The organism is Streptomyces sp. NPDC005794 (genome assembly GCF_042871445.1).
Taxonomy (GTDB): domain Bacteria; phylum Actinomycetota; class Actinomycetes; order Streptomycetales; family Streptomycetaceae; genus Streptomyces.
Genome location: NZ_JBIAIN010000034.1, coordinates 1 through 19,498, shown reverse-complemented (window position 1 = coordinate 19,498; position 19,498 = coordinate 1). Strand labels below are relative to the sequence as shown.

Genomic DNA, 19,498 nt, shown 5'->3' with positions numbered 1-19,498 from the left:
TAGAAAGGAGCCGCCATCATGGGAGTCACCGCTACTCCGTCGTCCGACCGCAGGGCGTCCGCATCCCTCTTCTCGCGTCTGAGGACGGCGAGGGGACAGGAAGATCCCTTTCCGATATACGAGGAGCTGCTCTCAAGGGGCGAGGTCGGCCCGGCTCCGTGGGGTGGGTCCTTCGTCACGGGCTTCGCCATGTGCGATCAGGTGCTACGCAGCCGCGACTGGCTGGAACCCGATAAACGCTGGCGCGAGCGGCAGGAATCAGGCACGCGCTGGAACGCCTCGTCCTCGCGGGAGATGAGCAACACGCTGGCCGCGCTCAATCCCCCCGACCACACACGGGCCCGCCGGGCGGCCGGCACGTTCGACCGGGCCACGGTGGAGCGGATCGGTCGGTCGGTGAGCCGGACGACCGATCAGCTCCTGAGTACCCTGGCGGAGCGGTTGCGGGACGGGGAGGCGGACTTCTCCGCCCTCGTGAGCGAGGAACTGCCGGTCGCCACCATCGGTGACTGGCTCGGGCTGCCTCCCGCCGACTGGCCTCGCCTACGGGAGCTGACGCACGACCAGGTCTTCACCCAGGAACTGCTGCCGTCGGCAAGCCAGCTGGCCGCATCGGACGCGGCCACGGCCGAACTGCGCGCCTACTTCACGAGCCTGGTGAAGGACCGGCGCGCGCACCCCGGCGAGGACCCTGTGTCCCGCTGGATACAGTCCTGGGATGCGGTGGAACCCGACCGCGACAAGGCCGACGAAGCAGTCTACTTCCTCGTTCTGTTCGTACTCCTGGCCGCTCTGGAAACCACGGCGACACTCCTGACGACCATGACGCTCCTGCTCGTCGAGAACCCGGCACGGTGGGACCTGGTCGCGGACCGTCCTGACCTGGTCCCCGCCTTCGTGGAGGAGACACTGCGCTACGACCCTCCCACCCATGTCATCAGCAGGGTCGCTGCCGCGGACTGCGTTCTCGGCGACATGCAGATACGCAAGGACGAAATGGTGCATCTCCTGGTGGGGGCTGCTCATCGGGACCCTGCGAAGCACAGGGAACCAGACGTGTTCGACCCCCTGCGCCCGCCGGCCCACCTCGCCTTCAGCGGCGGCATCCACTACTGCCTCGGCGCACCGCTTGCCCGGCTGGAGGCCCAGACCCTTCTCCGTAAACTCGTCCGTCGCCTTCCCCGTCTCACCCTCGTGCGCCGCCCGTCGATGGCCGCCCGGGTCGCGTTCCGGCGCCCGCTGAACCTGGATGTCGCTCTCGCATGAACGAAACCGCAAGTACAGTCACCGGCTCCTCCCACAAGGCGATACGTGTCGAGGAGGACGGCCCCGTACTCCATGTCCGTCTCAACCCCTGGGGTCAGGAAGACACCCTGACCGCCGCCGTCCTCGACGATCTCCACCTTCTGCTGGACGATCTGCACGAACGCCCGGACATCCGCGTGCTGGTCCTTTCGTCCATGGGTACGGACTTCTGCCTGGGCGCCGACCGCCACGAGTACCAGGCGGCGCTGGCCGCGGATCCGACCGGATCATCGATGCGGCGCATCGTGGACAAGGCCCAGCGGCTGTGCCAGGCACTGGAGAACACCCACGCGGTCACCATCGCCAGGCTCCACGGTCGGGTGATCGGTGCCGGGCTCGCGCTCGCCTCGTTCTGCGACCTCCGTGTGGGTGCGGACACCTGCCGCTTCCGCATGCCGGAGATCGGGGTCGGACTCCCACCTGCCTGGGGGGGAGCGATGGGCCGCCTCATCTCCGAAGCCGGGGCCGCCAGGATCCGTGAACTCATGCTCACCTGCGACGTGTTCGACGCCGCCACCGCTCACCGGCTCGGACTCCTCCACAGGACCGCCCCGCTCGACGGACTGGACGAGGTCGTCAACGCCTGGACGAGGCCCCTCATCCGGCGCTCACCCGAAGCTCTCGTCCTGACCAAACGCATGCTGGCCGGCTACGCGCGGGCCGACCGTACGGCGGACGCCTCCCTGCTCGACTCCCACCTCCTGACAGCCCACATCAACCGGCAGCAATGACCGGGCCCGTCCGGCACCCGGTGAGATCCGCGACGACGTGACGTGCCGCCCTCCGTACGCGGCAACGGATGCGAGGAGACCCGAGTAGGAGGTTCGCCGACGGAAAACGGTCACTCAGCTGCTACAGCCCGGATCATACCGGCCGATGAGACCGGTGCGATCCGGGCGACAGACCCTGATGGCTCACCACTGACATCCGCCCCACCGCGGCAGGCACCATCGACCGGCTCGCCGACCACGGCGCCTCTCATACGAGCCAGTTCCTGGTGCCGGCAGCAGGTCCACGGTCACGCCTCGACGTAGGCGACCACCACGACGGTTCGCAGTGCGGTGACGAAGTACAGAACACGTACGTCCTCCACCTCATCGGCGTACTGACGCAGCGCGGGCCGCGTCGTGGGGCCGGGGATGGGGGCACCGATGTCGGGGTTGACGCTGATAGCGACAAGCGTTCGATCGAGGGCGTGTACGGCGTTCTCGGAGAGGTCTTCGAGTTGTTTGGCTGCGGAATCGCTGAAGGCGATGCGGGCGCGCCTCGGCGCCATCAGGCGACGGCCGGGCGCTGGGCGACGAGCTGGGCGAGGTGTGCGTCGCGGAGGTCCTCCCACGGGGCGCACTCTTCGACGGATGGCAGACCGTTCGCAGCGATGTCTTCGAGGACCGCGGCCAGGCGGTCGGCGTCCGCGCGCGTCTTTGCCGCGTACGCACGGACCGCGTCGGCGGCCGCGGGCTCCAGCGGCTTCCGGTCCGCCGTGGGAGTGGGGGCCGGCTGTTCGCTCATCGAGGGCTCCAAGGGGCGGACTTGGCGTGTCCCCGCAACGGTATCCCCATCCCTGCGCTCGGGAGACCCACTCCGGCGCACTTCCCCCGGCCGAGCGGCACAGCACCGGATGAGGAACGGTCAAGGAAGCGATTCTGCGGTCAGGCAGGTCCCGCCCGCCGGACGCCACAGGCGCGCGCTGACGCCTGGGCGAGCCGACGGGCCCACCCGTGTGCGGATCAGAGCTGGAACTCCACAGGGGACAGCCCCAGTGCTGTGCACGCCTCCCGGAGGATCATGTGCTCAGGCTGGGAGAAGTTGCCGTCGGCACCGGCGATGACGATGCCGGTCTGGATGACGGCTCGTGCCTCGGTCGGCTTCTTCGCCGTCTTGACGATCTCCTGCATCGCGTCGGCCTTACCCTGCTGGAAGTTGAAGGCCAGCTGGTCCACGTGCTTGTTGAAGCGCTGACGCAGCTGTTCCGGCGGGAAGTTCTGAAGCACCTCGTTGCCGAGGATCATCGATTCCAGGTGCTGCCGCTCTGCGGGGTCCACGTGTCCGTCCGCAGCCGCGACCAACGCACACATCGCCATGCTCGCGTCTCGGTAGGCGCCGCTCTTCAGCTCGGTCTTGAGGGAAGCCAGCTGCGTCTTCAGCGTGCTCACCAGTTGGGCACGCGACCCGCCGCCGGATCCCTGCCCGGCCCCTCGTCCGCCGGCCGCACCGCGCGTTCCCTGGGACTGCTGCAGCGTCCTGGCCTGATCCTTGAGCCGGTCCCACACTGCCATGGAGGTCACCTCGGTCTTCGTCTGAATGGTCGGTCACGAGCACGGGGGCTCAACGAGCCAACGACTCACCCCGGGTAAAGGTTCCGCAAAGTGGCCGGTGTTCAGGACCAGGACGCGTTGACTGCGCCCGACGCCGGGCACGAACGCCCGGCCAGAGCCGCGACAGGAACAGACACTTTCGGTCTTTCCACCCAATCCGCCAGATCGTCCGGACACGCCTTACGGGCGGTATCGGAGCGGGTGGTCGGCGGGCACCTCGGTCAGCACGATGCGGTGACCGTCCGGGTCCTCGATCCACATCTCGATCAGCCCCCACGGCTCCCTGACCGGCGGCCGAAGGATGCGCGCCCCCTGTGCCGCCAGCTCCTCGTGCGCAGCCGCGCAGTCGGCGACCTGCATCCAGAGGCGCAGCGTCCCTGCGGGCGGTGCGTCCGAACGCCCTGACACCTCGAGGAAGCCCCCGCCGAGGAAGTACACCGTTCCACGGTCGGGGCCGGTGCCGAACTCCCTGTGAACGGACAGCCCCATCGTCCGGCCGTAGAAGTCCCGGGAGGCCTCCGGGTCGCAAGGCCTCAGCAATACCCGGCTGCTCAGTACATGCACCATGGTGACGACCCTACGCGGGCGGGAGCGCCGGGCAAGCGCCCCTCTCCGGACCGTTGGGCCGCTCTTCGAAAACATCGACGGAGGCACGGCCGTGGAGCTGTCCGGCCGTGCCTCCTCGTACCGCCCCGCCCGCCCCGGGGTCAGTGGGCGATGGAGTCGATCAGCTCGCGTGCTCCCTGGCGCAGCAGGGTGACGGCGACCGAGGTGCCGAGGGTGGCGGGGTCGAGCGGGCCTGCCCATTCGTGTGCGTTGAGGACGGTCTTGCCGTCGGGGGTGAACACGCAGGCCCGCAGCGAGAGGTCTCCGTTGCGGTGGGCCGTGGCGAAGCCGGCGATCGGGGAGTTGCAGTGCCCCTGAAGGACGTGGAGGAACATGCGCTCGGCCGTGATCTCCCGGTAGGTTCCCGGGTGGTTGAGCGCGCTCACGGCACCGATGGTCGCCGTGTCGTCCTCGCGGCACTGCAGGGCGAGGACACCCGCGCCGATCGGGGGACACATCGTGTCCGGTGAGAGGATGTCGCTGATCACGTCGGGGCGGCCGATGCGGTGGAGACCCGCCACAGCCAGGAGGAGCGCGTCGGCCTCCCCCGCGGCGAGTTTCGCCAACCGCCGGTTGGCATTGCCGCGGAACGGGACGCAGTCCACGTGCGGATGTGAAGACGCGAGTTGCGCGGTCCGGCGAACGGATGAGGTGCCGATGCGTGTGCCGTCGGGGAGCTGGTCGAGCGTCAGCCCGCTCGGGTGGACGAGGGCATCGCGGACGTCGTCGCGTTCGAGGAAGGCGGCGAACGTCGTGCCTGCGGGGAGGGGGCGGTCGGCGGGGATGTCCTTGACGCAGTGGACGGCCAGGTCCGCCTCCCCGGCGAGCAGGGCGGCGTCGACCTCCTTGGTGAAGGCCCCCTTGCCCTCGACTGCCGAGAGATCTCCCATCCACTTGTCGCCCGTGGTCTTGACGGGGACGACCTCGGTGACGGTGGCGGGATGGCGGGCCGCCAATTCGGCCCTGACACGCTCGACCTGGGCCAGGGCCATGGGTGAGTCGCGCGAGACGATGCGGATCAGCTCAGGGACGGACATGGTTCCACGATAGACCTCCGGACTCGAGCGGCGTTCGTCCGACGCGGTCCGCGACGCCCGCTTCGGGACCGCCGTCGCGAAGGATCCGGTGAAGAGCCCCGTCGATTTCCGGCCGCGTTGGAATGATGCCTCGCATGTGCGGCGCACCGGCATCGCACTCCGGCCGTTACATGACAATAATCCCTCCATCAGCAAGAGTTGTCGCCCCCTCACCCGGAAGTAGCCGCCCCGGCAGGTGCTGCCCCGGCCATGCGCGGCTCCCACTCTGACCCCATGTGGCTGATTCGATGCCATGCGGCCTTGCTCACTCCCTCGAGGACTGTCAGCCACCCTGAGAGATCCCTAGCATGACCCCTCACGGACACCGACTTCACTCTCTTTGAACCGCGAGGGGCCGGATGAGCAACGGGGACACTTCCATTCCGACGAACATCGACGTGAACGTGCCGAGCGTCGCGCGGATGTACGACTACTACCTGGGCGGCAAGGACAACTACCCCGCCGACCGGGTGGCATGTGAACAGCTCCTGGAACACGTGCCGAGCACCAAGGTCCTGGCGGTGAACAACCGAAGGTTCCTACGGCGCGTCGTACACCACCTGGCGTCCGAACACGGGATCCGTCAGTTCATCGACCACGGATCCGGTCTGCCGACCCAGGACAACGTCCATCAGGTCGCCCAGCTCGTGGATCCCGGGGCCCGGGTGGTCTACATAGACAACGACCCCATCGTCCTGGCGCACGGCAAGGCCATACTCGAGGAGAACGACCGGACCGCGGTCATCCAGGCGGACATGCGGGACACCGAGGGGATCTTCGGTCACCCGGAGGTGAACCGGCTCATCGACCTCGACGAGCCGGTGGCCGCCCTGTTCGTGTCCGTGCTGCACTGCATTCCGGACAAGGACGACCCCGCCGGCCTGGTGCGCCGGGTGGCCGCCAAACTGGCTCCGGGAAGCTTCCTGGTGGTGTGCCAGCTGGTGAGCGAGGACGCGACCACCCGGGACTTCGTCACGGACTTCATGGCGAAGAGCACCGGCGATCAGTGGGGGCGGGTGCGCCCGCAGGCTGAGGTGCACGAGTTCCTGAAGGACCTCGACGTGCTGGAGCCAGGTCTGGTGGAGGTGTCGACATGGCGGCCGGATTCAGATCTGGCGCCGAAACAGGAGACCCACGAGTGGATCGAGTACGGCGGCGTCGGCCGCAAGTGGTGACGGCTCGTGCGGCGGCAGGGCGACGGCGACGGGGCGGGTACTCAGCTGTAGCGCTCGAGTGCCTGTCTCAGCACGCCCCTGCTCTCGGCCGGGCTCGGCGACTGGGCACTGAGGGAGTCGAGGATCCACCGGTACTCGTCCGTACTCTCCTGCTTGTTGACGGACGTGGCGTTGGTCAGGTGCTCGATGTACGCGACATCGGGGAGCCCTTCCATCGCGAACCGCAGATACGTGATGCCGTTGCCCGGAGACGTGTGGGCGGTCACCTCGAAGGGGGCCACCTGCACGATCACGTGCGGCAGTTCCGTCATCTCCAGCAGATGGACGAGCTGCTCACGCATCACCCGGACGCCACCCGTCGGGCGCATCAGCACCGCCTCGTCCAGCAGCACCCAGAGCTTCGGCGCGTCTCTGCGCGTCAGCAACTGCTGCCGTCTGAGCCGGAGTTCGACGCGGCGCCTGGTGATCTCCTCCGATTCGATAGCATGTCCGGAACGCACCACCGCATAGGCGTAGTCGGCGGTCTGTAGAAGCCCCGGAACGTAATGCCCCTCGTATGTACGGATGGACGCGGCGGCCTCCTCCAGGCCCACCAGGGGCTCGAACCAGTCCGGAAGCACATCGGCGTAGCTGCGCCACCATCCGCGCTGCCCCGCCCTGCGCACCAGCTCGATGAACTCGGCCGTCCTCGCGGAGTCGGTCACACCGTAGAGCGCGAGGAGATCGGCGGCGTCGCGCTCCTTGCACGGTGAGTGTCCCGTCTCCATCCGGCTGATCTTGGCCGTCGAGCACCGGATCCGGTCGGCGGCGACCTCGGGGCTGAGGCCCGCCTCGCCGCGCATCCGCCGCAGCTGCGCACCCAGAACGAGGCGCAGCGCTGTGGGACTTGTCCCCGTGGCCAGGGCGAGCGACGGCCTCCGTGACGGCTGAAGCGGTTCGATGCCGGGCATGCGGACTCCTGAGGACGGGCGTCTTGACGTCAGTGTGCCATCAGGAGCCCCCGGTGGTCCCGGCGGATGCGAGAAAGTCGTTCCTTTTCGGCCGTTCCTGCCGCGCGTTCAGCCAGTCATGATGTCGAAGTCGCCGTCCCTGACGCCCGCGAGAAACGCGCGCACCTCATCTCCCGTGTACACGAGGGCAGGACCTTCGGGATACCTGGAGTTGCGTACGGCCACCGCACCGCCGGGCAGCAGCGCCATCTCTACGCAGTTCCCGCTGGGATTGCTGTGATGGCTCTTCCTCCACTCCACTCCGGTCAGGGAGTTGGCGGGAACGCCGTTGTCGATGTGCTGCATGCCGTCCATTCCTTTCGTCGCGCCGTCACATCCTGGTGCGCCACCAGGGCCCCCACCTGGTGAACTGGTGTCCCCAGCTCACACCCCTGGGTGCAATTCCGAATGCAATTGCACCGAGTACGCTGACGGCGAGGATACTAGTGGTCAACCGGCCCCCACGGCACCGGGAATTGGCTTTCAGCGGAGGGTGATCAGCGCTCATGCAGGCGAAGAACACACCACGTCACGGCGCAGCAGCCCCCGCGCCAGGTCCGGCAGGGGGCAGCGCGGACCCCCACGAGGAGCTGGCGCGGGATCTCGGCATCGGGGCACCGGGGTTCACCACGCGCCGCCTGGGCACGGAACCGGAGAGCCTGCGGCAGGCACGGGCGTTCGTCCGCGACGCACTGGAGCGTTGGGGGCTGCGCTCCTTCTCGGACGATGTCACCCTCGTCGCGGGCGAGTTGGCGAGCAACGCGGTCTGCCACGGGCTTCAGCCCGTGGCACACCACGCCACGCGGCCGCCGGCCCGGCTCGGCCTCGCCTGTCAGGACGGGATGCTGGTCTGCGCGGTGAACGACCCCAGCCCCGAGGTGCCCGTGCTGCGCCAGGCGGAAGAGTCACTCGAGCGTGGCCGGGGCCTGCGCATCATCGAGGCGCTGAGCAGCTCCTGGGGCTGGTCGCGGCCCACAGGGGCCGGCAAGACCGTCTGGGCCAGGATTCCCCTCCTCCAGGCCCCGGTGCGCTACAGCCCGGCCAGTGCCGTCCAGGCCTCGGCCAGCAGCGCATGCCCGAGCGGGGTCGGGTGGACTCCGTCGCCCGCGATGTACTCGGCGCCGCCCGCGGCGCGCGCCGCCTGGTTGAGCAGGCCGTCCGCTGCCAGCAGTACGGCGTCGAACTCCTCGGCCAACCGGCGGACCGTCTGAATTCTGGGGTCGAGGTCCTCTCGCCAGGCCCACTGTTCGGCCCTCACGGGCACGAGGAAGGGCTCGACGAGGATCAGCTGGGCGTCCAGCTCGTCCCGGGCCTGAGTGAGGATGGCGCGGTAGTCGTTCTCGTACGCACGCACCGAGGTGACGGCCCCCGAGTCGTAGCGGCGCCAGGTGTCGTTCACGCCGATCAGGACCGACACGACGTCCGGTTCGAGGTCCAGGGCGTCCGCACGCCAGCGAGCGCGCAGATCCGAGACGCCGTCTCCGCTGACACCCCTGTTGACGAACGTGATGTCACTGTCCGGTTGCGCGGACAGCACACGTTCGGCGGCGATCCGGGCGTAGCCGTTGCCCAGCGGACTGTCAGGTTCCGCCAGCCGTCCCACATCGGTGATGCTGTCGCCCTGGAACAGGACGGTCGCTGAGCGGTGGAGGGTGATGGACACGTGGTGCTCCGAACGGTGGGAAACCAGGGACGCCGGACATGCCCCTGTCCACAGAGGACCAGCATGATCCGGACCAGGCCTGCGGGGGCCCGGCATGATCCGGACCAGCCCCTCAGCGGGCGGAGGCCGGTGCGCGTACGGCACTGAAGTCGAGCGCGCTCTCCACCTCCAGCAGCGTCTCTTCGGCCACCCGCCGCACCTCGGCCGGAACATCGCCCTGCTCCTCCACCAGACCGGCGTAGATCGGCGCGTCGGATACCTCTGCGAAACTCACGTGAAACTGCCTATCGATAGGTTATGCCCGCCAATCAGCGGAAACGGGAGCCGAGTGTACGCGTTCCCCTCCGGCCGCCGGAGAGCGGACCCGGGGAAGGGGCCCAGCGACCCCCGGAGAACCGGTTGTCGGCGGCGGTGACGGCTTCGAGGCCGGATCCGACGAACGGGTGCGGCTCAGGGGCCGGAGCGCCGGTCTCCGAAGCCGGATGCGGCGGGTTCGGCTCCCGCTTCCCCTGCGCGATCGGCCCCCACCCGGCGACGGGTGAGGGCCGGATCCGCTATTCGATGACGAGCTCGACGTCGATGTTGCCGCGCGTGGCCTTGGAGTAGGGGCAGTACGCGTGCGTCGCCTCGACCAGACGCCGGCCGGTCTCCCCTTCGAGCGCCTCGGGCAGCTCGACGCGCATGACGACCGCGAGGCCGAAGCCCGAGTCGTCCTTGCCGATCGAGACCTCGGCCGTCACGGAGACGTCCTTGGTGTCGACCTTCATCTCCCGGGCGACCGAGCTCATCGCGCTGGCGAAGCAGGCGGCGTATCCGGCGGCGAAGAGCTGCTCCGGATTGGTGCCCTCCCCGTTGCCCCCGAGGGCCGGCGGGAGAGCGAGCGCGAGGTCGATCCGTCCGTCGGAGCTCACGGCCCGGCCTTCACGGCCGTTGGCGGTGGCGGCAGCGGTGTACAGCGCGTCCATGGGGTGACCTTCTCTCGTACGACGGTGACCGTGGGCCGGTCACCCCATGAGAGTGACACACAATTTAATTGCACACAACTAAATGATGGACGGCAGGCTACCCTGGTCTCATGACGCCACCACCGACCCCTGTCCCCGACCTGGCCGACCTGCCGGACACCGAACTGCTCAAGCTGGACCACCAGGTCTGCTTCTCGCTGCAGGCGGCCTCCCGCGCGTTCGGCGGCGTCTACCGGGAAGCTCTCAGGGACCTCGGCCTCACCTACCCGCAGTACCTGGCGATGATGGTTCTGTGGGAGCAGGGCCCGCTGCCGGTCAAGACGATCGGCGAGCGGCTGCGCCTGGACTCCGGCACGCTGTCGCCACTGCTGAAGAGGCTGGAATCGGCAGGTTTCGTCAGGCGCGAGCGCAGTCCGGAGGACGAGCGCTCGGTCCTCGTCCACCTCACCGACGCCGGAGCGGGGCTGCGCGAGCGTGCGCTGCCCGTCCCCCGCTCCGTCCTCAGGGCCACGGGACTGTCGGTCCAGGAGATCCTGGCCCTGCAGGAGACCCTGGGACGGCTCACCGCGTCCCTCGGCCGGACCGGCTGACCGGCTGACCGGCTGACCGGCTGACCGGCTGACCGGTCAGGATCACCAGGCCGGTGGTCGCCGCACAGCGCTCGCAGGAGTCGCGGCGCCGAAATATGATGCAGGAACTATCGCAACGCGGAGCGGCCCATGAACCGGCGTCGAACTCCCCGGTCGGCGAGCGCCGAGGACCTGCTCAGCACCTTGCAGCATCTGACTGCCCGTGCGCGGCAGGAGGTGGAGCTGCATCAGGCCAGAGTCGAGCTGGCACAGGCCCTGCAGCGCAAGATGCTGCCGGCGGCACTGCCCGCTTTCCCGGGCCTGCAGACCGCTGCTCGCTATGCGCCCGCGCGCGACGGGCTGGACATCGGCGGCGACTGGTACGACGGCTTCCTGCTGCCGGACGGCTCGCTCGGTCTGGCCATAGGCGATGTCCAGGGACATGACGTGGAAGCGGCCGCCTTCATGGGGCAGGTCCGGATCGCCATGCGCGCCATCGCCAGTTCGGCCGCCGATCCGGGCGCGGTGATGGGCCGCACGAACGATCTGATCCTGTCGATGGATTCCACTCTTTTCGCGACGTGCTCGTTCCTCCGGCTGGATCCGCGGACGCGGGAACTGCGGAGCGCCCGCGCGGGTCATGTCGCCGCCGTGTGGGCCACGGCCGATGGACGCTCGGGCATCACCACCGACGCCGGCGGCCTCCCGCTCGGCATCGAGGCACGGCAGCACTACCCCGTCACCCGGCGCGTTCTCGATGTCCCGGGTGCTTTCGTCCTGCTCACCGACGGAGTCATCGAGGGGCCCTCGTTGTCGATCGACGACGGTCTGGACCGGATCAGGCGCCTGGTGAGCGCCCACCCCGTCGCCGATGCCGAGGAGCTGGCCGACCTGGTGCTCCAGGCCACGGTCTTCACGGGCCACGAGGACGACGCGGCCGTCCTCGTTCTGCGGCACGGCGACGCCTCCGCCGGGCCCGGGTGAGCACGAACCCCTGCCGCGCGTGTCACGTCCGCCCGCCGTCATGAGCGGTGTCTTATGAGATGCGTGATCCGCAGCGAGGCAACCAGACGCCGAGCCGTGATCGTTCTGCAGATGCTGGGCATCGCCGCTGCCTACTACGCGTCCGGACAGATCGGTCTGCTCAGACAAGTAGCGGTGGAGAGCTCGGTCGTCACACCACTGTGGCCGCCCACCGGGATCGCCTTGGCGTCGCTTCTCTACCTGGGGGTCCGGATCTGGCCCGCGATCGCCCTGGGCGCCCTGGTCATGGTCATCTCGCTGAGCGACGGGCTCACCTTCTGGGGTCTTGCCATCGCGGCCGGCAGCACACTGGCGCCGCTGTGCTCCTTCCTCGCGCTGCGTGCGGTGGGGTTCCGCAAGGAGCTGGACCGCCTGCGTGACGGCGTCGTCCTCGTCTTCCTGGGGGCCATGGGAGGCATGCTGATCAGCGCCACGGTGGGCGCCGGGGTCCAGATGCTGAGTGGCGCGCTCCCCGCCGCTCAGTTCTGGCCCGTCTGGTCGGCCTGGTGGGCGGGGGACGCCATGGGCGTGCTGATGGTCACACCGCTGGTGCTCGTCCTGCGCAGGGCACGCATGCCCGGACTGGACGACCGGTGGATGGAGGCGGTGGCGCTCGCGGTCGTCGCGGCGGGAGCGACCGTGGTCGCGACCAGGAGCCAGCTGTCCATGATCTACCTCATCTTCCCGGTACTCATCTGGGCCGCTCTCCGCTTCCAGCTCGCCGGCAGCGCTCCGTGCGCGTTCCTGATGTCCGTCATGGCGATCATCGCCGGGACCGACCGGGTCGGACCGTTCTCCGACCACACGGTGCTGGAGGTCATGCTCAACCTGAGCGTTCTGAACGGCTGTGTGGCACTCACCGCACTCCTGCTGGCGGCGATCGTGACCGAACACAACAACATCCGCCATGAGACCGAGGTGGCGTGCGAGGAGCTGGCCGCTCTGGTGGAGGAGCTCGCACCGAACCCGCGGCCCGGGGGCCCGTCCTACGAGCCCCCGAGCGGGCAGAAACCGGCCTGAGGAGCCGTGCCTCAGTCGGTACGCGGGAAGTGGTGCGCCAGAAAGTCGTTGCGGAACGTGCCGCTCGGGTCGAGCCGATCGGTCAGTCGCTCGAAGTCGGCGTAGTGGTCGTACAGCTCCCGCAGCGTGCCGGGCGGGGTGGTGAAGACCTTGCCCCAGTGCGGCCTGGCCCCGAACGGGGCGAGTGCCTCTTCGATGGCCCCGACGGCGTGCGTGACGGCTGCGGTGTCGGGCACCCAGGTGAAGTGGAAGGCCACGGAGTCCCGACCCTGGGCCGGGCTGAGCCACAGGCCGTCGGCGGCCACGGTGCGGATCTCCCCGATCTGGAGCAGTGGCGAGAACTGCTGCCGGATCCGGTCGAGGGCCTCGAAGGCCGCCACGGCGTCGTGCCGGGCGACGAAGTACTCCGACTGCAGTTCCTCGCCGTTGCTCGGGGTGAATTCGAGGCGGAAGTGGGGCAGCCGCGCATGCCATGGACCGGGGGCTCCCTGCTGCTGCGTGCAGTGCTCGGCCGCCACGCCGGGGACCGGATGCCTCGGTCCTTCCGCGAGCGTCGCACCGTGCCACCGGTGGGGGGCGCTGCGGGGGCCGTCGTCCGCGACCCGCTGCTTGAGCCAGACCTGGTCGACCGGGCCGCCGTGCCAGCCGGTGAAAGCGCTCACGCTGTAGGCCGCGGACATCACCTCGTCGAACCGGGCGAGCAACTGCTCCTGCGGGAGCGCCTCGTACACCCACTGCTGGACCTCGAACGCGGGTACGAGATCCAGGGTCAGCCGGGTCACGACTCCCAGCGCGCCCAGCGACACCACCGCGCCGTCGAAATCGGGATCCCCACGCTCCAGCGACACGACGCCACCGTCCGCGGTGACGAGTTCCAGCGCCCCGACCGCCGCTGCCAGGCAACGGTTTCCCACACCCGAACCATGGGTGCCTGTGGCGCATGCTCCGGCCACGGAGATATGGGGAAGGGAACCGAGGTTGTGCAGCGCGAACCCGCTCTGGTGCAGGGTGGCGTTCAGCTCTCCGAAGCGCAGTCCCGCGCTCACCGTCGCGGTACGGGCCTCCCGGTCGATCTCGATGGCGCGAGGCAGGCCCGCGACGGATATCAGGGTGCCGTGGGTATCGGCGACGGTGTTGAAGGAATGACCTGTGCCCAGCGCTCTGACAGCCGTTCCGCCGGACACGATGTCCTGGAGCTCGGCGACCGAGGCGGGGGTGTGCAACTGCTTCGCACCGAAGGTGATGTTGCCGGCCCAGTTCGTCTGGCGGGCGGACGGGGCGTGCGCCGAATGGTCGATCATGCCTCAGGAGCTTACGCTCCGCTCGTCCGCGGGCTCAGGAGAGCGGCCCGCCCCCGCGCTGACGCCGCGCGGGAAGGTCAGTAGGGCAGGGGTCGTCCGGACGGTGTTCGCAGGTCCAGCGGGGGCGGCCCCGCGGGGGGCTGCGGACGGCGGACGATCTGGATGCGGCCCACGGCCACCACCTCCTCCTGGTAACCCGGTATCTGCCCACCCTGGCGCCCTTCACACGTCGAGCGCCCGTCCGGACCGCCCTGCCGCGCTCGCGGATGCGGACCCGGTGATGTGCGGTGACCCTGGAGGTGTGGGGGAAGCCGAGGCGAGGAGGATCCGTCATGTCCGCGCTGGACAAGATCAAGAAGATGCTGAAGGGCCACGAGGACCAGGTCGGGAAGGGCGTCGACAAAGCCGGAGACATGATCGACGACCGGACCCAGGGCAAGTACAGCAAGCATGTGGACACCGGCCAGGACAAGCTCAAGCAGCAGTTCGGCTCGGACCGCGACCCTGACAACCCGCCCCGCCCCTGATCACGGAGATGCGTCGGCCCGCCGTCTGAACTCCGTCCCGGCGCCGGACCCGGTCACGGCTCACGCCGTCGCCGGGTCCGGCGCTTCTCACGCGTCCCGGCCCGGAGGGAATATCGAGCACATGACCGGATTCCTGTTATCGTCCCCGCCGCACAGCGTCTCCCGAGTGTGGGAAGTGACGGAACAGGATCCCGGAAGAGTGAGCACAGCATGGGCGAGACACGCGAAGCGGCGTTGATCAAGGCCGCGCGGAGGGGCGACCCCGAGGCGCAGGACCGGCTCGTCGCGTCCTGTCTGCCGCTGGTCTACAACATCGTCGGCCGGGCGCTGAACGGCCACGCCGATGTCGACGACGTGGTCCAGGACAGCGTGCTGCGTATGCTCCGCGGCCTGCCCGCACTGCGCAGCCCGAAGAGCTTCCGTTCCTGGTTCGTGGCCATCGCCATGAACGAGATACGCGGGCACTGGCGCGCACGCAGCACCGGGGAGATGTCCGCGGACCGGATGGATGACGCGTACGACGTCGTCGACCCCGCCGCCGACTTCGTCGATCTGACGATCATCCGGCTCGGCCTGACGGGGCAGCGCCGGGAGGCAGCGGAGGCGACGCGGTGGCTGGACGACGACGACCGCGAGCTGGTGTCGCTGTGGTGGCTGGAGACAGCCGGGGAACTGTCCCGGGCGGAAGTCGCGAGCGCCCTCGACCTGTCCCCCCAGCACACAGCGGTGCGGGTCCAGCGGATGAAGGAGCGTCTCGAAGCCGCCCGGGTGGTGGTGCGCGTCCTGGCGGCGCACCCGCGTTGCGTCCTGCTCGAAGACCTGACCGTCCGGTGGGACGGGGTGCCGTCCGCGCTGTGGCGCAAGCGTCTGGTGCGCCACGCGCGTGAGTGCACGGTGTGTGCGGGGCAGCGGTCGGGCCTGGTCCCGGCGGAGGGCCTGCTGGTCGGACTGGGTCTGGTGCCCGTGGCGGCGTCCGCCGGTGCTCCGGCGACGGAACTTCTGCCGCCGGACTTCGTGCCCGCAGCAGCCTCCGCGTCCGGTCCGGGGCGCGCCGAGCGTCGGCGGGACGGCGTCAGGCGGCGCCGTCGCACCACGGCCGTCGCCGGCCTCGCGGCGGTCGCGGTGCTGGGAGGCGGCGGAACCGCCGTGCACCTCTACACGGACGGCTCGGACGAAGACCCGGCGACCGCCGTCGCTCCGCTCACCGGTCCGTCGGCACCGGTGACCACGCCGTCGCCCCCGTCCACGTCCCCCTCCTCGGCCTCCCCCTCCCCCTCGTCGGCGTCACCGTCACCGTCCGCGACCGCGTCTCCGTCCGCGTCCAGGAGCCGGAGCGCCACCGCCACTCCGGAGAAGGCGCCGAGGCCGCACACGCCGTCCCCCGAGCCGTCTCCCGCGCCGAAGGCCTCGTCGGCGGCCCCGTCAGTGGCCGAAGAGGTCATCGCTCTGGTCAACAACGAGCGGGTGAAGGAGGGTTGCGGTTCGGTGAGCGGCAACAGCCTGCTGGCGAAGGCCGCGTCAGATCATTCCGCGGACATGGCGGCGCGGGACTACTTCTCCCATACTTCGCCGGACGGCACGGACCCCGGTGCACGCATCACCGCGGCCGGATACCGGTGGAGTACCTACGGCGAGAACATCGCGAAGGGCCAGCCGACCGCCGCGTCGGTGATGGACTCCTGGATGAACAGCGACGGTCACCGGGCGAACATCCTCAACTGCGATTTCAAGGAGATCGGGATCGGCAGAGTGGACTCGTCCGGCGGCCCCGTGTGGACCCAGAACTTCGGCACCGCCCTCTGACACCGCGGTTCGGAGGACTGTCATACAACGGAAACGAGCAGGTAGCACTCCCTCCACGTGAGGGATCTACCCTGGGTCCGAGCCCAGGCCGAAGGTGTCCGCCGGCGACAGACGCCTTCCCCCGCGGACAGGAGCACGGTGCCCACACCATCTCTTCTTGCCACTCGGCTTCCCCCCTGGCTCGCCCATGTGTTCCGCACCCAGCGCGGGCCGGTCCCCTGGAACGCGGTGCTGCGCGGGGCTCTGGCCGCCGTGCCGTTGCTGGTGGCGGTGCTCGTCGAGCGGCCGACCGCCGGGGTCCCCGCCGCCCTCGGCGCGATGCTGGCCGGCATCAACGACCGGCCCGGCAGTCGTCGCGCCTCGGTAGCCCGGCTGGGGTTTCCCGCTCTGGCGGGCTCGGCCGGTCTGCTGCTCGGCACGGTGATCGCGGGAGCGGTGGGAAGCGGGCCGTCCATGGTCCTCCTGCCGCTCGTGTTCGGGGTGTTGGGTCTGGTCGCGGGAGCGGTCAGTTCGACGGGGCCCGTCGCGTCCGCGTGCGGCACACAGGTGCTGGTCGCGGTGGTCATCGGGGCCGGCATGCCGCTGCCGGAGCCCGGCCCGCTGCGCGCCCTGCTGTTCCTGGCCGGTGCGGGATGGCTCCTGCTGCTCCGGCTCGTCCTGCCGTCGCCAGGCCGGCTCGACGGAGAGCGGGAGGCGGTCGCCGCGGTGTACGACGCAGTGGCCCGGCTCCTGAGGGCCGCAGGTGGCCCGCAGGCCCTGACCGGGCGTGCAGCGCTGAGTGCCGCGCTCGACCAGGCACAGGACGCACTGACCGGACCACGGCTACGGCGCTACGCGAGCTCCGCCGCCGAGCGGCGGCTGCACGCCCAGTACGCTGCCGCGTTCCCGTTGGTCGAGGCGGCGACCGCGCTGGCATGGGCCGGGGCCCCGCTCTCCGCCAGGATCGCGGAAGGCCCGCGCCGGCTGGCGGCCGCGGTGCGGACCGGCGGACCTTGCGGACCGTTGCCGGCCCCGGCCCGGACGGATGCCGGGCTGCGTGCCCTGGACGACGCCTTGCTACGGGCTGCGGCGGTCTTCGACCGCCCTGTCGGGGCGCCGCCGGGCAAGCACAGGGAACGCTCGTACTTCTCCGCCCTCGGCCTGGCGTGGAGCGCGGCAGGACGTGAGTACGGCCTCCGGGTCGCGGTGTGCTGTGCGACGAGTACGGTCGTGGCGCAGTGGCTGCACCACGACCACTGGTACTGGCTGCCCGCCACCACGGTGTTCCTCGTGAAGCCCGATCTCGGGCCGCTGGCCTCCCGGGTGATGTGCCGGGCCGTGGGTACCGTCGCGGGCGCCGCGGTCTTCGGAGCCGTGGCCGTGCTGGTGTCCGGGCCGCTCCCGCTGGTCGCGACGGTGGCGCTCTGCGGCGCGCTTCTTCCGGTCGCCACCCGTCACTTCGCGGTGCAGACGGCGGTGGTCACCGTACTCGTGCTGTCCCTCGTCCTGCTGGGGGGTGAACCGTCCGCCACCTGGGGGCGGGTGATCGAGTCCCTCCTCGCCTGTGCGACGGTGCTGCTGGTCGGGCACCTCCCGCTGCCGGGCCGGCGGGGCCACACCGTACGGGCCGCTCTCGACACGGCGGTGGGGGCGGCGCACCGCTATCTGGGGCACGTTCTGGACGCCCCTGCGGACCACATCGGGAGGGGAGCGCTGCGCCGCGACGCCTACCGGTCACTGGCGGCGGCACGTACGGCGATCGACCTGTCGGCCGCGGAACTCCCGCCGGTGGCCCGGCACTCCGCCGGGTCCGAGAGTATCGCGGGTGCGCTGGAGCGGCTCATCGACACCACGACGGCGTGTGCGGTGCAGTTGGATCACCCGGCCGCCGGACCGCCCCCTTCGCACGCGGGCCTGCTCGCCGCGCATCTCTCCGAGCTCGACCGGGCTCGGGCGGTCCCGGCACGGTGAGCGCCAGCTTCTAGGATGCGCCTCATGATCGCTGAATTGCAGTGCGTGGTACTGGACTGTCCCGACCCTGCTCGGCTTGCCGGGTTCTACGCGGCCGTGCTCGGTGGGGAGCTCGACAGGCCCGACAAGCGGTGGGCTCTCGACGAGAACTGGGCGACGGTGCACGCTCCGGCCGGAGCGGTGCTCTGTTTCCAGCGGGTCGAGGAGTTCCTGCCTCCACGGTGGCCGGACCCCGCCCGCCCGCAGCAGTTCCATCTGGACTTCGGTGTCCCGGATCTGGACCATGCCCAGGAACAGGTGCTCGTGCTCGGGGCGACTGTGCTGGACGGGGGGACCGACGCACGGGGCTGGCGGGTGTTCGCGGATCCGGCCGGGCATCCGTTCTGTCTGGTACGCCACTGACCTCGGGCGCCTGGATGAGGGGCCGGACGCCCGAGCCCGGGTCAGCGGCCGATCAGTGTCAGTGCGGCGCAGGTGCCGCCCACCGTGCCGGCGGACAGGACGGACACCGCCACGCAGCGGGCCCTGAGCCGGTCGTAACGTGCGGTGTACTCGCCGCGGAGTTCCACGGCGCGGCCGGCGATCCTCGTGAGCGTCTCCCGGCACACCTCGACCCTGTCCGCGACGTAGACGCGCTCGACGTCCTCACGCTGGGCGGTGGTCAGCCAGGGCAGGGCGTCGGTGAAGCGGCGGGCCTCTCGGCGTGCCTCTTCGACCTCGGCGTTCCAGAGCAGGTAGCCCTCCACCTGAGCCAGGCCTCGGGCGCTCTCCTTGTCCGGCTTCACACGGTCCTCCTTCTCCTCGAGCCGTCGCCCCGTGGTCCTATTCCTGCTTGTCCCCAGGCGCCACCGTGACGGACTCATGAGGACGGTTCACCGCCACTTCGAGAGCACGGATCGAGGGGTAGTGCAGGTCGAACGCCGGGGATTCGGAACGGATCCGCGGAAGCGTCAGGAAGTTGTGACGCGGGGGCGGGCAGGATGTCGCCCATTCGAGCGAACGGCCGTAGCCCCAGGGGTCGTCGACCTCGACCTGTTTCCCGTACTTGGCGGTCTTCCACACGTTGTACAGGAACGGAAGCATCGACAGGCCCAGCAGGAACGAGGAGATCGACGAGATCGTGTTCAGGGCGGTGAAACCGTCGGCGGCGAGGTAGTCCGCGTAACGGCGCGGCATGCCCTCGGCACCCAGCCAGTGCTGGACCAGGA

Annotated in this window: 22 protein-coding genes and 2 pseudogenes; 11 read left to right on the top strand and 13 right to left on the bottom strand. The window is 69.8% G+C overall.

Annotation, left to right across the window (positions count from 1 at the left end; translation table 11 throughout):
• Window positions 1–18 precede the first annotated feature (18 nt).
• Together ACFYQ5_RS34975 and ACFYQ5_RS34970 are read left to right on the top strand one after the other, a co-directional pair.
• Window positions 19–1,266, top strand: coding sequence for a cytochrome P450 (locus ACFYQ5_RS34975; RefSeq protein ID WP_389203520.1), 1,248 nt, complete (start codon window positions 19–21; stop codon window positions 1,264–1,266).
• Window positions 1,263–2,036, top strand: a complete 774-nt coding sequence (locus tag ACFYQ5_RS34970; protein ID WP_389203518.1) for an enoyl-CoA hydratase/isomerase family protein — start codon at window positions 1,263–1,265, stop codon at window positions 2,034–2,036. Before ACFYQ5_RS34975 ends, ACFYQ5_RS34970 begins: the two co-directional genes overlap by 4 nt.
• Before the next feature lie 287 nt (window positions 2,037–2,323).
• On the opposite strand, the gene ACFYQ5_RS34965 is transcribed toward ACFYQ5_RS34970, so the two are convergent.
• The 5 genes from ACFYQ5_RS34965 to hemC all read right to left on the bottom strand — a co-directional run bounded on the left by ACFYQ5_RS34965 (window position 2,324) and on the right by hemC (window position 5,266).
• On the bottom strand, window positions 2,324–2,581 hold the full coding sequence (locus tag ACFYQ5_RS34965; RefSeq protein WP_389203515.1) for a hypothetical protein: 258 nt from the start codon (window positions 2,579–2,581) through the stop codon (window positions 2,324–2,326).
• Window positions 2,581–2,817 carry a hypothetical protein gene (locus tag ACFYQ5_RS34960; protein ID WP_389203513.1) on the bottom strand — a complete coding sequence of 79 codons (237 nt, stop codon included), beginning with the start codon at window positions 2,815–2,817 and terminating at the stop codon, window positions 2,581–2,583. Before ACFYQ5_RS34960 ends, ACFYQ5_RS34965 begins: the two co-directional genes overlap by 1 nt.
• Before the next feature lie 218 nt (window positions 2,818–3,035).
• The gene (locus ACFYQ5_RS34955; protein ID WP_389203512.1) at window positions 3,036–3,584 is read right to left on the bottom strand and encodes a tellurite resistance TerB family protein; all 549 of its coding nucleotides are present in this window, start codon (window positions 3,582–3,584) and stop codon (window positions 3,036–3,038) included.
• A gap of 219 nt (window positions 3,585–3,803) precedes the next feature.
• Window positions 3,804–4,190: a VOC family protein gene (locus ACFYQ5_RS34950; RefSeq protein ID WP_389203510.1), complete on the bottom strand. Its 387-nt coding sequence runs from the start codon at window positions 4,188–4,190 to the stop codon at window positions 3,804–3,806.
• Between the two features lie 140 nt (window positions 4,191–4,330).
• Window positions 4,331–5,266 (bottom strand): hydroxymethylbilane synthase, encoded by a 936-nt coding sequence (gene hemC, locus ACFYQ5_RS34945; RefSeq protein WP_389203509.1) that lies wholly within the window; start codon window positions 5,264–5,266, stop codon window positions 4,331–4,333.
• A gap of 398 nt (window positions 5,267–5,664) precedes the next feature.
• Here hemC and ACFYQ5_RS34940 point away from each other — a divergent pair, with 398 nt between their 5' ends.
• On the top strand, window positions 5,665–6,480 hold the full coding sequence (locus ACFYQ5_RS34940; protein ID WP_389203507.1) for an SAM-dependent methyltransferase: 816 nt from the start codon (window positions 5,665–5,667) through the stop codon (window positions 6,478–6,480).
• 41 nt (window positions 6,481–6,521) lie between these two features.
• Here the strand turns inward: ACFYQ5_RS34940 and ACFYQ5_RS34935 are convergent, their stop codons facing one another.
• Together ACFYQ5_RS34935 and ACFYQ5_RS34930 are read right to left on the bottom strand one after the other, a co-directional pair.
• Window positions 6,522–7,430, bottom strand: a complete 909-nt coding sequence (locus ACFYQ5_RS34935; RefSeq protein WP_389203506.1) for a helix-turn-helix domain-containing protein — start codon at window positions 7,428–7,430, stop codon at window positions 6,522–6,524.
• A 108-nt stretch (window positions 7,431–7,538) separates the two neighbouring features.
• A complete protein-coding gene (locus ACFYQ5_RS34930; RefSeq protein WP_389203504.1) occupies window positions 7,539–7,775 on the bottom strand; it encodes a DUF397 domain-containing protein in 237 nt (78 codons plus the stop codon).
• Window positions 7,776–7,975: 200 nt separating this feature from the next.
• Here ACFYQ5_RS34930 and ACFYQ5_RS34925 point away from each other — a divergent pair.
• Window positions 7,976–8,461 (top strand): annotated as a pseudogene (locus tag ACFYQ5_RS34925) (ATP-binding protein); the annotation flags it as partial.
• Between the two features lie 38 nt (window positions 8,462–8,499).
• Here the strand turns inward: ACFYQ5_RS34925 and ACFYQ5_RS34920 are convergent.
• The 3 genes from ACFYQ5_RS34920 to ACFYQ5_RS34910 form a co-directional block, all read right to left on the bottom strand.
• Complete coding sequence (locus ACFYQ5_RS34920; protein WP_389203503.1) at window positions 8,500–9,132, bottom strand: SGNH/GDSL hydrolase family protein; 633 nt, start codon at window positions 9,130–9,132, stop codon at window positions 8,500–8,502.
• Window positions 9,133–9,244: 112 nt separating this feature from the next.
• The gene (locus tag ACFYQ5_RS34915; protein WP_389203501.1) at window positions 9,245–9,406 is read right to left on the bottom strand and encodes a hypothetical protein; all 162 of its coding nucleotides are present in this window, start codon (window positions 9,404–9,406) and stop codon (window positions 9,245–9,247) included.
• Between the two features lie 280 nt (window positions 9,407–9,686).
• Entirely contained in the window at window positions 9,687–10,097 is a 411-nt protein-coding gene (locus ACFYQ5_RS34910; protein WP_359474406.1) for an organic hydroperoxide resistance protein, read from the bottom strand.
• A 110-nt stretch (window positions 10,098–10,207) separates the two neighbouring features.
• On the opposite strand from ACFYQ5_RS34910, the gene ACFYQ5_RS34905 reads away from it, so the two are divergent.
• From ACFYQ5_RS34905 to ACFYQ5_RS34895, 3 genes are all read left to right on the top strand, one after another.
• The gene (locus ACFYQ5_RS34905; RefSeq protein ID WP_389203499.1) at window positions 10,208–10,687 is read left to right on the top strand and encodes a MarR family winged helix-turn-helix transcriptional regulator; all 480 of its coding nucleotides are present in this window, start codon (window positions 10,208–10,210) and stop codon (window positions 10,685–10,687) included.
• A 129-nt stretch (window positions 10,688–10,816) separates the two neighbouring features.
• Entirely contained in the window at window positions 10,817–11,650 is an 834-nt protein-coding gene (locus tag ACFYQ5_RS34900; RefSeq protein WP_389203498.1) for a PP2C family protein-serine/threonine phosphatase, read from the top strand.
• Between the two features lie 63 nt (window positions 11,651–11,713).
• The gene (locus ACFYQ5_RS34895; RefSeq protein ID WP_389203496.1) at window positions 11,714–12,709 is read left to right on the top strand and encodes an MASE1 domain-containing protein; all 996 of its coding nucleotides are present in this window, start codon (window positions 11,714–11,716) and stop codon (window positions 12,707–12,709) included.
• 11 nt (window positions 12,710–12,720) lie between these two features.
• Here the strand turns inward: ACFYQ5_RS34895 and ACFYQ5_RS34890 are convergent, their stop codons facing one another.
• A complete protein-coding gene (locus ACFYQ5_RS34890) occupies window positions 12,721–14,010 on the bottom strand; it encodes an FAD-binding protein (protein ID WP_389203494.1) in 1,290 nt (429 codons plus the stop codon).
• A gap of 332 nt (window positions 14,011–14,342) precedes the next feature.
• Between ACFYQ5_RS34890 and ACFYQ5_RS34885 the strand changes: the two genes are divergently transcribed.
• From ACFYQ5_RS34885 to ACFYQ5_RS34870, 4 genes are all read left to right on the top strand, one after another.
• Window positions 14,343–14,537, top strand: coding sequence for an antitoxin (locus tag ACFYQ5_RS34885; RefSeq protein WP_389203493.1), 195 nt, complete (start codon window positions 14,343–14,345; stop codon window positions 14,535–14,537).
• Between the two features lie 210 nt (window positions 14,538–14,747).
• A complete protein-coding gene (locus tag ACFYQ5_RS34880) occupies window positions 14,748–16,340 on the top strand; it encodes a sigma-70 family RNA polymerase sigma factor (protein ID WP_389203491.1) in 1,593 nt (530 codons plus the stop codon).
• Window positions 16,341–16,478: 138 nt separating this feature from the next.
• Window positions 16,479–18,290 (top strand): FUSC family protein, encoded by a 1,812-nt coding sequence (locus ACFYQ5_RS34875; protein ID WP_389203489.1) that lies wholly within the window; start codon window positions 16,479–16,481, stop codon window positions 18,288–18,290.
• Window positions 18,291–18,314: 24 nt separating this feature from the next.
• A complete protein-coding gene (locus ACFYQ5_RS34870; RefSeq protein ID WP_389203487.1) occupies window positions 18,315–18,692 on the top strand; it encodes a VOC family protein in 378 nt (125 codons plus the stop codon).
• Between the two features lie 41 nt (window positions 18,693–18,733).
• On the opposite strand, the gene ACFYQ5_RS34865 is transcribed toward ACFYQ5_RS34870, so the two are convergent.
• Together ACFYQ5_RS34865 and ACFYQ5_RS34860 are read right to left on the bottom strand one after the other, a co-directional pair.
• Window positions 18,734–19,075: a hypothetical protein gene (locus tag ACFYQ5_RS34865; protein ID WP_389203485.1), complete on the bottom strand. Its 342-nt coding sequence runs from the start codon at window positions 19,073–19,075 to the stop codon at window positions 18,734–18,736.
• A gap of 37 nt (window positions 19,076–19,112) precedes the next feature.
• Window positions 19,113–19,498, bottom strand: a pseudogene (locus ACFYQ5_RS34860) (cytochrome ubiquinol oxidase subunit I); the annotation flags it as partial.

What these genes read in the sequence shown, in the direction of transcription:
- ACFYQ5_RS34935 (WP_389203506.1), bottom strand. Translation starts at nt 7,430, where the DNA reads ATGCCCGGCATCGAACCGCTTCAGCCGTCACGGAGGCCGTCGCTCGCC.
- ACFYQ5_RS34940 (WP_389203507.1), top strand. Translation starts at nt 5,665, where the DNA reads ATGAGCAACGGGGACACTTCCATTCCGACGAACATCGACGTGAACGTG.
- ACFYQ5_RS34905 (WP_389203499.1), top strand. Translation starts at nt 10,208, where the DNA reads ATGACGCCACCACCGACCCCTGTCCCCGACCTGGCCGACCTGCCGGAC.
- ACFYQ5_RS34870 (WP_389203487.1), top strand. Translation starts at nt 18,315, where the DNA reads ATGATCGCTGAATTGCAGTGCGTGGTACTGGACTGTCCCGACCCTGCT.
- ACFYQ5_RS34930 (WP_389203504.1), bottom strand. Translation starts at nt 7,775, where the DNA reads ATGCAGCACATCGACAACGGCGTTCCCGCCAACTCCCTGACCGGAGTG.
- ACFYQ5_RS34910 (WP_359474406.1), bottom strand. Translation starts at nt 10,097, where the DNA reads ATGGACGCGCTGTACACCGCTGCCGCCACCGCCAACGGCCGTGAAGGC.
- ACFYQ5_RS34955 (WP_389203512.1), bottom strand. Translation starts at nt 3,584, where the DNA reads ATGGCAGTGTGGGACCGGCTCAAGGATCAGGCCAGGACGCTGCAGCAG.
- ACFYQ5_RS34975 (WP_389203520.1), top strand. Translation starts at nt 19, where the DNA reads ATGGGAGTCACCGCTACTCCGTCGTCCGACCGCAGGGCGTCCGCATCC.
- ACFYQ5_RS34965 (WP_389203515.1), bottom strand. Translation starts at nt 2,581, where the DNA reads ATGGCGCCGAGGCGCGCCCGCATCGCCTTCAGCGATTCCGCAGCCAAA.
- ACFYQ5_RS34880 (WP_389203491.1), top strand. Translation starts at nt 14,748, where the DNA reads ATGGGCGAGACACGCGAAGCGGCGTTGATCAAGGCCGCGCGGAGGGGC.
- ACFYQ5_RS34890 (WP_389203494.1), bottom strand. Translation starts at nt 14,010, where the DNA reads ATGATCGACCATTCGGCGCACGCCCCGTCCGCCCGCCAGACGAACTGG.
- ACFYQ5_RS34900 (WP_389203498.1), top strand. Translation starts at nt 10,817, where the DNA reads ATGAACCGGCGTCGAACTCCCCGGTCGGCGAGCGCCGAGGACCTGCTC.
- ACFYQ5_RS34950 (WP_389203510.1), bottom strand. Translation starts at nt 4,190, where the DNA reads ATGGTGCATGTACTGAGCAGCCGGGTATTGCTGAGGCCTTGCGACCCG.
- ACFYQ5_RS34970 (WP_389203518.1), top strand. Translation starts at nt 1,263, where the DNA reads ATGAACGAAACCGCAAGTACAGTCACCGGCTCCTCCCACAAGGCGATA.
- ACFYQ5_RS34885 (WP_389203493.1), top strand. Translation starts at nt 14,343, where the DNA reads ATGTCCGCGCTGGACAAGATCAAGAAGATGCTGAAGGGCCACGAGGAC.
- hemC (WP_389203509.1), bottom strand. Translation starts at nt 5,266, where the DNA reads ATGTCCGTCCCTGAGCTGATCCGCATCGTCTCGCGCGACTCACCCATG.
- ACFYQ5_RS34960 (WP_389203513.1), bottom strand. Translation starts at nt 2,817, where the DNA reads ATGAGCGAACAGCCGGCCCCCACTCCCACGGCGGACCGGAAGCCGCTG.